This is a genomic window from Corallococcus sp. RDP092CA (assembly GCF_041903675.1).
Classification (GTDB): Bacteria; Myxococcota; Myxococcia; order Myxococcales; family Myxococcaceae; genus Corallococcus.
Map to the genome: position 1 here is coordinate 241,301 of NZ_JAYESI010000004.1, position 13,767 is coordinate 255,067.

Genomic DNA, 13,767 nt, shown 5'->3' on the forward strand with positions numbered 1-13,767 from the left:
CAAGGAAGGAATCCCGTGCCCGCAACCACGCCGCTGCGCACGCTCTATCCCGCCATCGAGCCCTACCGCACCGGCCATCTGGAGGTCAGCGGTGGCCACACGCTGTACTTCGAGGAGAGCGGCAACCCGAAGGGCAAGCCCGTGGTCTTCGTGCACGGCGGCCCGGGCGGCGGCACCGACCCGAAGCAGCGCCGCTTCTTCGACCCGGCCCTCTACCGCATCATCCTCTTTGATCAGCGCGGCTGTGGCCGCAGCACCCCGCACGCCAGCCTGGTGGAGAACACCACCTGGGACCTGGTGGCGGACATGGAGCGGCTGCGCGAGCACCTGGGCCTGGAGCGCTGGATGCTCTTCGGCGGCTCGTGGGGCAGCACGCTGTCGCTCGCCTACGCGGAGACCCACCCGGAGCGCGTCACGGAGCTGGTGCTGCGCGGCATCTTCCTCCTGCGCAAGCAGGAGATCGACTGGTTCTACCAGCGCGGCGCGAGCGCGCTGTTCCCGGACGCGTGGGAGCACTTCCTCGCCCCCATCTCCGAGGACGAGCGCGGCGACCTGCTGCACGCCTACGCGAGGCGGCTGATGGGCGACGACAAGCACACGCAGCAGGAGGCCGCGAGGGCCTGGAGCGTCTGGGAGGGGCGCACGAGCTGCCTGTACCCCAACGCGGAGCTCATCGCGCGCAACGCGGGGGACGACTTCGCCATCGCCTTCGCGCGCATCGAGTGCCACTACTTCGTCAACCGGGGCTTCCTGCGCACGGACACGCAGCTCTTGGACGACGTGCACCGCATCCGCCACATCCCCGCCGTCATCGTGCAGGGCCGCTATGACGTCGTGTGCCCGCCGGAGAGCGCGTGGGCCCTGCACCGCGCGTGGCCGGAGGCCCAGTTCGTGCTGGTGCCGGACGCGGGCCACTCCGCCAACGAGCCCGGCAACACCTCCGCCCTCATCGAGGCCACGGACCGCTTCCGCGGCCTGTAGCGCACGCGGGCACGGGCCCCGCCGCCCGTGCCCGCCGCCTCGCTCAGCCGCGCGCGGTCAGCGACCTCGCCAGCTCCTCATAGAGGTGGATGGCGGAGCGGATGGCCTTCTCCCAGTCGCCCAGGTGCAGGCTCTCGTTCTCCGAGTGGGCGTACGTGTACGGATCCTCCACGCCGATGAGCAGCGCGGGCACGCCGCCCAGCTCCTTCGCGAACGGCTCCACGAACGGGATGGACCCGCCGCACCCGATGGTGACCGGCTTCTTCGCGTAGCCCTTCTCCAGCGCGCGGAACGCCGCCTGGAAGGCCGGGTGCGACGAGTCCGTGTACCACCAGCCGGACGCCGGGTCCTCGCGGATCTCCAGCTCCAGGCCCCACGGGCACACCTTCTTCAGGTGCGCCACCAGCCGGCGCTGCACGTCCTCCGGATCCATGTCCGGCACCACGCGGATCCCCACGCGCGCCCACGCGGACTCCACGATGATGTTGCGCGCGTCCTTGCGGCTGCTGGCCTGGATGGCGTTGATGGCCAGGCTCGGCTGACGCCAGTTGGTCTCCCAGGGGTGCCGCCCGCCGCCCAGCAGCTGCACGCCCTCGCGCAGGCCCACCTGCCCGCGGAAGGTCGCCTCGTCCCCGGGCAGCGCCTGGATGCTCTCGCGCTCCGCGGCCGTCAGCGGCTTCACCTGCTCCATCACGCCTTCGATCGCGATGGAGCCGTCCGCGTGCGTCAGCGACGCCAGCATCCGGCACAGCGCCATCGCCGGATCCGGGATGGGCCCACCCCACATGCCCGAGTGCACCGCCTGGTCCAGCCCCCGCACCTCCACGTCCACCGTCACCAGCCCGCGCAGCGCCGTGGTGATGGACGGCAGGCCCGTGTCGAAGTTCGTCGTGTCCGTCAACACGATGGCGTCCGCCGCCACCAGCTTCGCGTGCTTCTGGAGAAATGCACCCAGATGGTCACTGCCAGCCTCCTCCTCGCCCTCGATGATGACCTTCACGTTGAGTGGGAGTTGGCCGGTGCTCTTGAGCCACGCGTCCACGGCGGAGGTGTGCACGACGATGCCGGCCTTGTCGTCCGCCGCGCCGCGTCCGTACAGGCGGCCGTCGCGCACCTGGGGCTCGAAGGGCGGGCTCTTCCACGCGGCCTCGTCTCCGGCGGGCTGCACGTCGTGGTGCGCGTAGAGGAGGAGCGTGGGGCGGCCCGGCGCCTTGAGCACCTCGCCATAGACATACGGATGCGCGCCCTCGATTTCGAGCAATTGGACGTTTTCAAATCCACGGTCCTTCAAGAGGGCCGCGGTGGCCTCGGCGCTCTTGCGCACGAGGCCGGCGTCGAAGCCGGGGAAGGACACACTGGGGATGCGTACGAGGGCCTTGAGGTCCTCCAGGTACGCGGCCTTGTGGGACTCGAAGTGAGACAGCGCGGGGTCTGTGGACATGCCCACCCCTTAACTCAAAAGGCGAGCAGGCACGTGGGATGCGCGCGCCCAAACGTCGCGCGTCTTATGTATCCTGCCGCCCATGCCTGGACTACCTACCCTGCTGCTGGTGGATGACGACAGTTTCGTGCGTCGCATCCTCAAGGACGTCATCGCGGACACGGGCATCGACCTGCGGCTGCTGGAGGCCGCGGACGGGGAGGAAGGGCTGGCGCTGGCGCAGAAGGAGCAGCCGGCGGTGATGTTCCTGGACCTCTTCATGCCGAAGAAGAGCGGGCTGGAGGTGCTGGGCGCCATCAAGAGTGTCTCACCGGAGACACGCGTGCTGGTCATCAGCAGCATGGACGCGGAGCCGGTGGTGGAGCAGGCCATCGCCGCGGGGGCGATGGGCTTCGTGGGCAAACCCTTCCATCCCCTGGAGATCGCCAACGCCGTGCGACAGGCGCTCGCGTCCTGATTCCCCGAGGTCCCCGTGTCGTCATCCGCTGTCGGTTACTGGGTGGGAGATTCGCTCGGCCGCGTGCTGGGCCCCCTGCAACTGCAAGCCTTCCGCGACCTCATCGCCTCCGGCCGCCTGAAGACGGCCGTGCGCGCGTCGCGCGATGGAACGAACTGGGTCGCGCTCCAGGAGCTCCCGGAGGTGCGCGACCTGTTCGCCACCGCCGCGCCCACGCCCCCCATCGAGAGCCAGCAGGCCGAGCGCCTGCGCAACCAGCTGCGGGGCCTGCTGCACCTGCCGCCGCATGACGTGTTCGGGATCAAGCCGAACGCGTCGCTCGACGAGTTCCGGCTCGCCTTCTTCCGCATGGCGAAGCGCTTCTCGCCGGAGCACCTGTCGCCGGACCTGCACCCGGAGCTGCGCAAGGTCTCCACCGAGATCTTCGACTTCCTCTCGCGGCGGATCCGCGAGGCGGAGACGCTCTTCCTCCAGGGCGCGATGCATCCGCCCCCGCCGCCCCGGCTGGACATGGGCGGCGCGCTGCCCTCCGCGCCGCTGCCAATGAGTGGAACCGCGCTGCCCGCGCGACCGCCGCCAGGGGTCGCGCCACAGGCCGCGCATCCTGTCGCCGCGTCCATTCCGCCCACGCCGGTGCCGGGCTCCATGACGCGCCCGGTGGCGGCGTCCATTCCGCCCACGCCTGCGCCGGGCTCCATGACACGGCCGGTGGCGGCCTCCATTCCACCGACGCCCGCGCCGGGCTCGCTCACGCGTCCGGCCGCTTCCATTCCACCGACGCCCGCGCCGGGCTCTCTGGGACGCCCGGTGGCGGCCTCGATTCCGCCCACGCCGGTGCCGGGCTCCATGACGCGGCCGGTGGCAGCCTCCATTCCACCGACGCCCGCGCCGGGCTCTCTGGGACGGCCGGTGGCGGGGTCCATTCCGCCCACGCCGATGCCGGGCTCTCTGGGACGGCCGGTGGCGGCCTCCATTCCACCGACGCCCGCGCCGGGCTCCATGACGCGGCCGGTACCACCTGCCGCGCCGCCCCGGCCTCCTCCGGTGATGACGCCCACCGCGCGGCCCGTGACGCCGCCTGCGCCAGCGCCCCCGCCGCCTCCGCCCGCGCCGTTCCGGCGCCCCATCGCCGCCCCCGCGCCCTCGTATTCGAGCGCCGAGTTCGTGGGCCTGGAGCGCCGGTCGGACGACCGGCTCCATGCGGACGTGAAGGTGTCGATGAAGAACACGGGCATCTTCACCGACCACCGCATCATCAACCTGTCGTCGGGCGGCCTGTTCATCGGCACGGACCGACCGCTGCGGCTGGGAACGCAGGTGGAGCTGACCCTGCGCTTCGATGATCCAGAGCGGGTGATGACCCTGCGCAGCTCCGTCATCTGGGAGAACTCCCTGGATGACGGCAAGAACCCCCGGGGCTACGGACTGCGCCTGAGCGCCCTGCGCGCGGAGGAGCGGGACTTCATCCAGCAGTACGTCCGCCGCGCCAGGAAGCCCTGATAGGTTTCACAGGCAGGCTCCCCGGGCGGGCGGTGCGCCCTCGCCCGGGGCTAGAACAACTGGCCCAGGAAGACCGCGCTCATCGCCACGAAGGCCACCCACACCGCCATGACGGACTTCAATTCCAGGTCCCTGCGGTCCATCTCGTTCGCGAAGTTCATGGTGTCTTCTCCGGTGATCAACGCCTTCACTCCTCCCTACGGCGCACCCGCGCGGCGATTGCCTCGGACCCTCCGCGCCTCGGGACCGGGAGGGCATGCGGCCAGGGGAGCGGACGGGCTCGCGCGGCGCCCGGCGTGGAGGGAGGCGCGATGAGCGGACACGTCCCCGCGGACTCGCTGGACGGCCTGCTGGCGTCGCTGCCGGTGCCCCTGTTCGTGATTCGCTGCGACCGGCTGGTGTTCACCAACGCCGCGCTGCGGGCGCTGCTGGGCCTGCGCGAGGACGAGCTGCCGTCGCTCCTGGAGCTGTCCGCGCGCTTCGGGCCGGAGGAGCGCGCGTGGGTGGAGCCCCTCTGCGACGCGCTGGCGCGAGGCGAGCCTCCCCCGCCGGTGCAGCCCGCGTGGGTGCGCGTGCGCGGCGCGGACGGCCGCCAGCACATGCTCTCCCCGGTCTCCGGGCCGGGCCGCGTGCCGGAGGAGCAGGTCGTGCTGCTCCTGGACGCGGAGGGCGGGGACGCGGTGCGCCGGCTGTCCACCATGCTGGTGTCCACCGCGGCGGAGCTCTTGCGCTGCCGCGACGAGCGCGCGGTGCTGGAGCTGGCGGTGGACGCGGTGCACCGGCAGGGCTTCTACGTCTCCGTGATGCTGCTGGAGGGAGACTTCCTGCGCCACGGGCCCATGCGCCAGGAGCCGGAGAGCCTGACCGCGGCGGCCCTGCTGCACGGACAGGACGTGCACGAGGTGCGCTTCCACCGCTCCCGGATGCCGCACCTGGCGGAGGTGCTCACGAGCCGCCGCGCGGTGTTCCACCCGGACGCGTTCAGCATGGCGCGGCGGCTGCACATGCCGGCGGTGGCGGACAACATCCAGCGCATCTACCCGCCGGGCTCGCGCGCGCTGGACGCGCCCATCTTCGTGGGGGACGAGCCCTTCGGCGTGCTGGCGGTGCAGTCCACCACGCTGACGCCCGCGAACGCGGGGGCGCTGGAGCTGTTCGCGCAGCTCATCGGCGGCGCGCTGGAGAACGTGCGGCACCACCGGGCGGCGGAGGCGCGGCTCGCGGAGGTGTCCCGGCTGCAGAACGAGCTCATCGCCAGCGAGCGGCTGACGGTGCTGGGCGAGGCCGCGGGCGTCGTGGCCCACGAGGTGCGCAACCCCCTGGGCGCCATCCTCAACACGGTGGCGGTGCTCAAGCGCGAGCCCCGCCTGGGGCCCGCGGGCTCCGCCGCGGTGGAGATGCTGGAGGAGGAGGCCATCCGGCTGGAGGACATCGTGCGCGACCTGCTGGACACGGTGCGCCCGCTGGAGCCCCGGCCGCGCCCCGTGGCGCTGGGCGAGCTGGTGCACCGCGCGCTGGGACAGCTCATCCACGGCCGCGAGGAGCTGCCCGCCCCCCGCGTGGTGTTCGACGAGGCGCCGGACGTGCCGAACCTGTCCGGCGACGAGACGCTGTTGCAGCTGGCCGTCACGCACCTGATACGCAACGCCATCCAGGCCTCGCCGGACGGGGGCACGGTGCACGTGGCGGTGCGCCACGTGCCGGACGGCGTGTCGCTGGTCGTGGAGGACGAGGGCCCGGGCATCGCCGGGTTGGATCCGCAGCGCGTCTTCGAGCCCTTCTTCCTCACCCGGGCCAACGGCCGCGGCCTGGGCCTGGCCATCGTGCGGCGCGTGGTGCTCGCGCACGGAGGCAAGGTGCGCGCGGGCGCCCGGCCCGAGGGCGGCGCGCGCTTCGAGCTGGTGCTGCCGCTCTAGCTACCCGCCCGCCAGCAACAGCAGGCAGCGCAGGCCGCCGTTCTTCACGGGGAGCCCCCGCGCGTCCTTCAGCCCCAGCGCCGCCACCAGCCTCGGCTCGTCCGGGACGATGAGCGCCTTGCGCCACTCGCGAAACGCGCCGTTCAACGTCGCGCCCAGGGCGCGGTAGAGGTCCGGCAGGTCCTCCACCTCCCCCACGCGCTTGCCGTAGGGCGGGTTGGCCACCACCAGCCCGGGGCCCTCCGGCGGGGCCTTCAGCGTGCGCAGGTCCTGCCGCTCCAGCGCGAGCGTCACGCCCGCGCGCCTCGCGTTGCGCCGCGCCGTGCCCAGCGCGCCCGCGTTGAGGTCGTAGCCGCGCGGGGCCACGCGAGGCTCCGTCAGCGCCTCACCCTCCGCCTCCGCGCGGCGGCGCTCCCAGGCCGCGGCATCGAAGGAGGGGAAGGACTGGAACGCGAACGCGCGCAGGAGGCCCGGCGCGCGGCGCTGGGACATCCACGCGCCCTCCACCAGGAACGTGCCCGAGCCGCACATCGGATCCACCAGCGGCGCGTCCCCCGCGTAGCCCGCGAGCCGGAGGATGCCCGCGGCCAGCGTCTCGCGCAGCGGCGCCCGCCCCACCTCCTGCCGGTAGCCGCGCTGGTACAGCGGCGCCCCGGACGTGTCCGCGCTCACCGTCCAGCGCTCGCCCTCCCCTCGCACCAGCAGCGTGAGCCCGGGCCCCGCGCCCTCCTCGTCCAGGTGCCCGGTGGCCGCCACCTCGCGCGGGTTGAACGCCACGGCCGCGGACTCCAGCACCACGGCCGGGCCCGGGGCCACGGAGCGGTGCAGGCTCACCGCCATCCGCAGCGGCGCCGCTCCGTCCCAGACGTCCGCCATGGGCAGCCGCTCCAGCCCGCGCACCAGCGCGTCCGCGGTGGGCGCCGTGAAGGAGCCCAGGCGCAGGAGCACGCGGCTCGCGGTGCGCAGGTGCAGGTTGGCCGTCTGGTGCAGGCCGGACGGGCCCTCGCACTCGATGCCGCCCTCCACGCCGCGGAAGGACAGCCCGCGCTCGCGCGCCTCCGCCTCCAGCGCGGGCTCCAGGCCCGGCAGCGTGGACACATAGAGGGTTTCGCCCATCCGGGCCTTCGCGTCCGTCATGCGGGCCGCGTCCGGGCGGCGGGGGTGGCTTCCGTGGCGGCCTGCTCCAACGCGCGCTCCATCTGGTTCAGGTCATACGGCTTGGGCAGCAGCACCACGCGCCCCAGCAGCGCCTGGCCATCCTCCCCGGACAGCGCGCGCGAGTCCCCCGACGCAATGATGATGCGCAGGGCGGGGTGGCGCCGCGCGGCCTCGCGCGCCAGCACCACGCCGGACTGGCCCGGCAGCGTCACGTCCGTGAAGAGCAGGTCGAAGGGCTCCTCCGCCAGCGCCTCGCTCGCCGCCTCCGCGCTCTCCACCGCGCGCACGGTGTGCCCCAGGTCCACCATCAGCTCCGACGCGGACTCGCGGATGTCCGCGTCGTCCTCCACCAGCAGGATGCGCAGCGCGCCCTTCACCTGCGCGTCGCCGGGCGCGGGCGCGCGGTGCGGCTTCGCCGTCAGCCGCTGCTCGCGTCCTCGCAACAGCGCGCGGAGCTTCCGCGCCAGGTCCTCGCGCCGGTACGGCTTGGACAGCAGGCTCACGCCCGGGTCCAGCCGCCCGCCGTGCACGATGGCGTTCTCCGTGTAGCCGGACGTAAAGAGCACCTCGATGTCCGGCAGGTGCGCCTTCGCCAGCCGCGCCAGCTCCGGGCTGCGCACCGGCCCCGGCATCACCACGTCCGTGAAGAGCAGGTCCACCGCCAGGCCGCTCTGGATGACCGCGAGCGCGCTCTGGCCGTCGTGCGCCTTGAGCACGCGGTAGCCCAGCTCCGTGAGCACCTCCACCACCGTGGCCCGCACCGCGTCGTCGTCCTCCACGACGAGGATGGTCTCCGTGCCCCCCTCCACCTGTCCCGGCCCGCTCTCCGCCGGCTGCGCCGCCGCCTGGAAGCTGCGCGGCAGGTAGATCTTGATGGACGTGCCGTGCCCCAGCTCGCTGTAGATCTTGACGTGGCCGCCGGACTGCTTCACGAAGCCGTACACCATGCTCAGCCCCAGGCCCGTGCCGCGCCCCTCCGGCTTCGTGGTGAAGAACGGCTCGAACGCGCGCTGCATCACCTCCGGCGTCATGCCGGTGCCCGTGTCGGAGATGGCCAGCAGCACGTACTGCCCCGCCGTCACCTCCGGGTGCAGCATGGCGTAGTGGTCATCCAGCATCGCGTTGCCCGCCTCGATGGTCAGCCTGCCCCGGCCGTCCATGGCGTCGCGCGCGTTGATGGCCAGGTTGAGGATGACGTTCTCCAGCTGGTTGCGGTCCGCGGACGTGTTCCACAGCCCGCCCGCGATGACCGTCTCCACCTCGACGTCCTCGCCCAGCGCGCGGCGCAACAGGTCGTCCATGTCGCGCACCAGCCGGCCCAGGTTGAGCACCGTGGGCGCCAGCGGCTGCCGGCGCGCGAACGCGAGCAGCTGTGACGCCAGCCGCGCCCCGCGCTCCACCGCGCCCAGCGCCATCTCCAGGCGCCGCTGCGCGCGCGCGTCCCCCACCGTGTCGCGCTGGAGCAGCTGGAGGTTGCCGCTCACCACCTGGAGCAGGTTGTTGAAGTCGTGCGCCACGCCGCCGGTGAGCTTGCCCACCGCCTCCATCTTCTGCGCCTGGAGCAGCGCGGCCTCCGTCTGGCGGCGCTCGGACTCGCTCTCCTCCAGCGCCCGCGTGCGCTCGCGCACCAGCTCCTCCAGGTGCTCGCGGTGGCGCGCCAGCTCCTCCTCCGCCCGCTTCTGCGCCGTCATGTCGTGGCCCTGGACGAAGATGCCGGAGACGCTGCCATCCGCCTCCACCACCGGCTGGTACACCAGGTCCACGAAGGCCTCCACCAGCGGCCCCCCGGGCTCGCGCTGGAGGTTCACGCGCATGCTGTGCCCCACGAAGGGCTCGCCGGAGGTGAACACCCGGTCCAGCAGCTCGAAGAAGCCCTGCCCATCCACCTCCGGCAGGGCGTCCCGCACGGGCTTGCCCAGCAGGTCCCGGTGCCCCACCAGCTGGAGGTAGGCCCGGTTGACCAGCTCGAACACGTGGTCGGGCCCCCGCAGGGAGCACATGAAGCCCGGGGCCTGCTCGAACAGGCGCCGCAGGTGCCGGCGCTCGTCGTCCAGCGCCAGGTTGGCCTCCTGCACCGCCTGGGCCCGCGCGAACACCCCGCCCATCAGCTGCGTCCGGGACACGCTCGCGTCCCGAGGGGGCTCCACGTCGCGCGCGGCCTGCTTGAGCTGCTGCAGCTCCGTCACGTCCACCGTGTGCTGGAGGATGAAGGCCACCTCGCCACGCCCGTCCAAGAGGGGCGTGTGCGTGGCGCTCCAGAAGCGCTCCTCCACCACCACGCCGCCCTCCGTCTGCCGGGGCACCCGGTAGGGGATGAGCGCCAGCGTGTCCCGCGCCCGCTGCGTCAGCACCCGGTCGAACGAGTCGCGCAGCATCCGGGTGCTGGCATTGGCCGGGTCGCTCGGGTCGTGGGGGAAGGCCTCGAAGATGGTGCGGCCGACCAGGTCCTCCAGACGGCTGGCGGTGATCCGCAGGTAGGCCGCGTTCGCCGTCACGTACCGCAGCTCCCGGTCCACCAGCATGTAGGGGTTGGGCGACAGCTCGAAGAGCGTCTGGAAGTCGAAGGGTGCCTGCATCCACGCACGGTGAGGTCCAGAAACCTCGCCGCCTTTCCTGGGGCCGCTCGACGCGGAAAGGGGTTCTCCGTCCAGTGTACGGACATCCCCTCCATCGCACCGGCCAAAAGGCCCGGGCCCCCCGTCTTCCCAGACGCCAGCCCTCCCCCAGGGCGACCTTCTGGGCACCAGTCAACACCCGCCTTCACCCGACACCCATTGGACCCGCCACATCCGTCTGGACTGTAAGACTGAGCGGGTCTTTCAGACCTCGCAATTATTATGATATAAGATTATTACCGCCAAGGCGGCGTAGTCCCACATGAACCGGGGTGTGCGGCAGGGGGTCGCCTTGGACGGGGGAGGAAATGACCTCCCGACCTTCCGCCAGAGCGCTCGCGCCCGGCAGGAGGTCTGTCTCCAGATGCTCGCCGTTCCTGAAGCGTTGTCGCCGGATGACTCGGAAGCGGTCACCTCCCGCGCGTTCGACCGTCGCGGCCTGACGGCGTCCGTGAGGCGGCTGTCGGTGGTGGCCAACGGGCGCGGCCTGTGGGCGGTCACGCGCCAATGGCTCATCATCGCGGCGTCGGTGGCGTTCGTGGTGCAGGTGGACCGGTGGTGGGCGTGGGTGCTGGCCGCGGTGGTCATCTCCTCGCGGCAGCACGCGCTCCTGAGCCTGGTGCACGAGGCGTCCCACTACCACCTGAGCACGAACCGCAAGCTCAACGACGTGCTGTCGGACCTGCTGTGCGCGTTCCCCATGAACATCACCACGGAGGGCTACCGCAAGGAGCACACGGAGCACCACCGCTACATCAACACGCCCAGGGACCCGTACTGGCGCACGGCGCAGCGCGACCACGCGTGGATGTTCCCGCGCACGCGCTGGGGCATGGCGCGGGTGCTCCTGGGCGACCTGGTGGGCTTCTTCACCCTGTCCCACGTGCGCATCATGATTCCCTGGTCCTATACGGGCCGCGCGCTGGGCAAGGGCGGCCCGCCGCCGTCCCGCGCGGAGCACCTCCGCTACGGGCTGTGGCTCTGCGGCTTCATCGCCTTCCTCACGCTCACCGGCGGCTGGCTCCACTACCTGCTCCTGTGGTCGGTGCCGTCGCTGACGCTGATGATGGTGGCGTTCCGCATCCGCGCCGTGGTGGAGCACCCCTTCACCCCCGCCACCCCGGACGAGACCCACGAGACGCGCGACGTGGAGGCGGCCACCTGGTTCGAGCGCTTCTTCATCGCGCCCTTCAACGCCAGCTACCACCTGTCCCATCACCTCTTCCCGTCCGTGCCCTACTACCACCTGCCGGAGCTGCATCAGCAGCTCAAGCAGACGGACCTCTACCGCCCCGGGGAGAACCACTTCCAGACGTACCTGGGCGGAGAGAAGAGCGCGTGGAGCTTCCTCACGTCCCTGGGCAGGCGGTGAGCCCGGGTTCAATGCATGTGAAGCATTGAACCCAGACGTGTGACGGCATGGATGCCTTTCCCCTGGAGGCCTCCCCCTGAGGCCTCCAGGCGCGGGAGGCGCCCGCCCCTCTTCCCTGTCACCAGGCGTTGCCCGCTCTCACGCCAGGCGCTCGCCGTGCCGCCGAGGCAGCGACCGGGCGTCCGCGGCGCGTGCCGAAATGCCCCACCCCATGGCTTGAACACAGACGGAGGATCGCGCTGTTTCTCCGTCTGCGATTCGCCAGGTCCCCTCTTGCATGCCCGCCAATCCCGGCGCGGCGACAGGGCGACCGGAGGACCCCTGCCGCGCCCCGCGGGCAGGGGACGCGGTCCCCTCCGGTCCACCCGCTTCACCTGGCCGCAGGAGTGAACTTGAAAAGGCAGCTCATGGGGTTCCTCGTGGCGCTGAGCGCGGCGCACGCCGGCTGCGGCGGCGCTCCGGACTTCACCTCGACCGCCGGCGACGATGACCTGCTGGGGACGTCCGGGGACGCGCTCGCGAGCGCGGCCACGCTGTATGACGATGCGCTCGGGTCGGGCTGGCAGGACTGGTCCTGGGCGACGCACAGCCTCACCGCGACGCGGCCCGTGTACGCGGGCACCCGCTCCCTCTCCGCGACGTTCGGCCCCTGGACGGGCCTGTACTTCCACCACGCGGGCGTGCCCACCGCCGGGTATGGCTTCGTGGAGTTGCAGGTGAACCCGGGCTCGACGGCGAACCCCGCGCTCGCGCTCTACGCGAGCGTGGGCGGCGTGGCGAAGGCGCCCGTGGCGCTCAACCCCACCTGCGCGGGCGGCGCCCTGAAGGCCAACGCGTGGACGCGGTGCCGCATGCCGCTGTCCGCGCTGGGCGCGGCGAACGCCACCCTGGATGGCCTGGTGGTGATGGAGAACGCGGGCCGCACGCTGCCGGTGATGGCCTTCGACGACGTGCGCCTGGCGGCGAGCACCGCCGCCCCGTCCGCGCCCACGGCCCTGAAGGCCACGGGCTCCGCGACGGACATCGCCCTCACCTGGGGCGCGGTGACGGGCGCCACGGGCTACCACGTGTACCGCGCCACGGCGCAGACGGGCACGTACACGCGGCTCACCGCCTCGGCGCTCACCGCCGCGTCCTACAAGGACACCGGCGCGGCCGTGAACACGACGTCCTGGTACGCCGTCACCGCGCTGAACGCGGCCGGGGAGGGCGCGAGGTCCGCCGCGGTGTCCGGCAGCAAGACGGGCCCGGTGGGCGGCGCCAGCAAGTGGGTCTCCGGCTACTACACGGGTTGGAACGCGGATGACTACCCGCCGGAGAAGGTGGACTTCAGCGCGCTCACGCACATCCTCGTGGGCCGCGTGACGCCGAACCCGGACGGCACGGTGGACGCCGGCTTCGACAACTCGAACGGCCCCGCCATCGCGAGGACGCTCTCCAGCCGCGCGCACGCCGCGGGGCGCAAGGCCCTCATCATGGTGGGCGGCGCGGGCGAGCACGACGGCTGGGTGGGCGCGGCCACCGCCGCGAACCGGGAGAAGTTCGTCCAGAACCTGCTCAAGGTGATGGACGACCACGGCTACGACGGGCTCGACATCGACTGGGAGCCGGTGGAGGAGGCGGACAAGCCCGACCTGCTCGCGCTGGTGCAGCGGCTGCGTCAGGCGCGCCCCACCCTGCTGCTGACGTTCCCCATCGGCTGGGTGAACGGCAACTTCGCCACGGACCCGTCGCTCAAGTGGTACGCGCAGCTGGCCCAGTCCCTGGATCAGGTGAACGTCATGTCCTACGAGATGATCGGCGTCTGGGAGGGCTGGGACTCGTGGTTCACGTCCGCGCTCAAGGACGAGTCCGGCACCCACCCCACGTCCGTGGAGTCCAGCCTCAAGGCCTGGGTGAACGCGGGCATCCCCAAGGAGAAGCTGGGCATGGGCATCCCGTTCTACGGCCTCGCGTGGCGCCACATCACCGGCCCGCGCCAGTCCTTCACCAGTTGGTCGGACTACGTGGGCGGGGACAACTCCTTCACGTACAAGAAGATCCAGGCGCTCTCCAAGACGGGCGCGCTCCAGTGGGACGCGGCGGCGCAGGCCAACTACGTCACCTTCAGCACGCCGGTGGAGGACGGCACGGTGCGCTGGATCACGTATGACGGGCCGGAGGCCATCCAGGCCAAGGGCCAGTACGCCAAGGCGAACGGCTACGGCGGCACCATCATCTGGACCCTCAACCAGGGCTGCACCGACCCCGCGACGGGCGCCAACCCGCTGCTCACCGAGGTCAAGAAGGCGTTCCTGCCCTCGCCGACGACGCCTTGAAGCGAAGCC

The 13,767-nt window shown here is 71.9% G+C and carries 9 protein-coding genes; 6 read left to right on the forward strand and 3 right to left on the reverse strand.

The genetic code is table 11. From position 1 onward, the window contains the following. Positions 1-15: 15 nt before the first annotated feature. Entirely contained in the window at positions 16-981 is a 966-nt protein-coding gene (gene pip / locus U8525_RS07080; RefSeq protein ID WP_374262831.1) for a prolyl aminopeptidase, read from the forward strand. 43 nt (positions 982-1,024) lie between these two features. Here pip and U8525_RS07085 read toward each other — a convergent pair whose 3' ends face one another. After that, complete coding sequence (locus U8525_RS07085) at positions 1,025-2,422, reverse strand: M20/M25/M40 family metallo-hydrolase (protein WP_374262833.1); 1,398 nt, start codon at positions 2,420-2,422, stop codon at positions 1,025-1,027. A gap of 82 nt (positions 2,423-2,504) precedes the next feature. On the opposite strand from U8525_RS07085, the gene U8525_RS07090 reads away from it, so the two are divergent. From U8525_RS07090 to U8525_RS07100, 3 genes are all read left to right on the forward strand, one after another. Next, on the forward strand, positions 2,505-2,879 hold the full coding sequence (locus tag U8525_RS07090) for a response regulator (protein WP_374262836.1): 375 nt from the start codon (positions 2,505-2,507) through the stop codon (positions 2,877-2,879). A gap of 15 nt (positions 2,880-2,894) precedes the next feature. Next, positions 2,895-4,379 carry a TIGR02266 family protein gene (locus U8525_RS07095; RefSeq protein ID WP_374262839.1) on the forward strand — a complete coding sequence of 495 codons (1,485 nt, stop codon included), beginning with the start codon at positions 2,895-2,897 and terminating at the stop codon, positions 4,377-4,379. 311 nt (positions 4,380-4,690) lie between these two features. After that, positions 4,691-6,295, forward strand: a complete 1,605-nt coding sequence (locus U8525_RS07100) for an ATP-binding protein (RefSeq protein ID WP_374262841.1) — start codon at positions 4,691-4,693, stop codon at positions 6,293-6,295. Here the strand turns inward: U8525_RS07100 and U8525_RS07105 are convergent, their stop codons facing one another. Further along, complete coding sequence (locus tag U8525_RS07105) at positions 6,296-7,432, reverse strand: class I SAM-dependent RNA methyltransferase (RefSeq protein WP_374262843.1); 1,137 nt, start codon at positions 7,430-7,432, stop codon at positions 6,296-6,298. Next, positions 7,429-10,029: a response regulator gene (locus U8525_RS07110; RefSeq protein ID WP_374262846.1), complete on the reverse strand. Its 2,601-nt coding sequence runs from the start codon at positions 10,027-10,029 to the stop codon at positions 7,429-7,431. Before U8525_RS07110 ends, U8525_RS07105 begins: the two co-directional genes overlap by 4 nt. Before the next feature lie 403 nt (positions 10,030-10,432). On the opposite strand from U8525_RS07110, the gene U8525_RS07115 reads away from it, so the two are divergent. Both U8525_RS07115 and U8525_RS07120 read left to right on the forward strand, forming a co-directional pair. Continuing rightward, entirely contained in the window at positions 10,433-11,440 is a 1,008-nt protein-coding gene (locus tag U8525_RS07115; RefSeq protein WP_374262849.1) for a fatty acid desaturase family protein, read from the forward strand. Between the two features lie 392 nt (positions 11,441-11,832). After that, positions 11,833-13,758 (forward strand): glycosyl hydrolase family 18 protein, encoded by a 1,926-nt coding sequence (locus U8525_RS07120; RefSeq protein ID WP_374262852.1) that lies wholly within the window; start codon positions 11,833-11,835, stop codon positions 13,756-13,758. Positions 13,759-13,767: the final 9 nt, after the last annotated feature.

Bases quoted from the DNA above. Each gene is read 5' to 3' on its own strand.
- U8525_RS07085 (WP_374262833.1), bottom strand. From the start codon at position 2,422: ATGTCCACAGACCCCGCGCTGTCTCACTTCGAGTCCCACAAGGCCGCG.
- U8525_RS07090 (WP_374262836.1), top strand. From the start codon at position 2,505: ATGCCTGGACTACCTACCCTGCTGCTGGTGGATGACGACAGTTTCGTG.
- U8525_RS07100 (WP_374262841.1), top strand. From the start codon at position 4,691: ATGAGCGGACACGTCCCCGCGGACTCGCTGGACGGCCTGCTGGCGTCG.
- U8525_RS07105 (WP_374262843.1), bottom strand. From the start codon at position 7,432: ATGACGGACGCGAAGGCCCGGATGGGCGAAACCCTCTATGTGTCCACG.
- U8525_RS07110 (WP_374262846.1), bottom strand. From the start codon at position 10,029: ATGCAGGCACCCTTCGACTTCCAGACGCTCTTCGAGCTGTCGCCCAAC.
- U8525_RS07115 (WP_374262849.1), top strand. From the start codon at position 10,433: ATGCTCGCCGTTCCTGAAGCGTTGTCGCCGGATGACTCGGAAGCGGTC.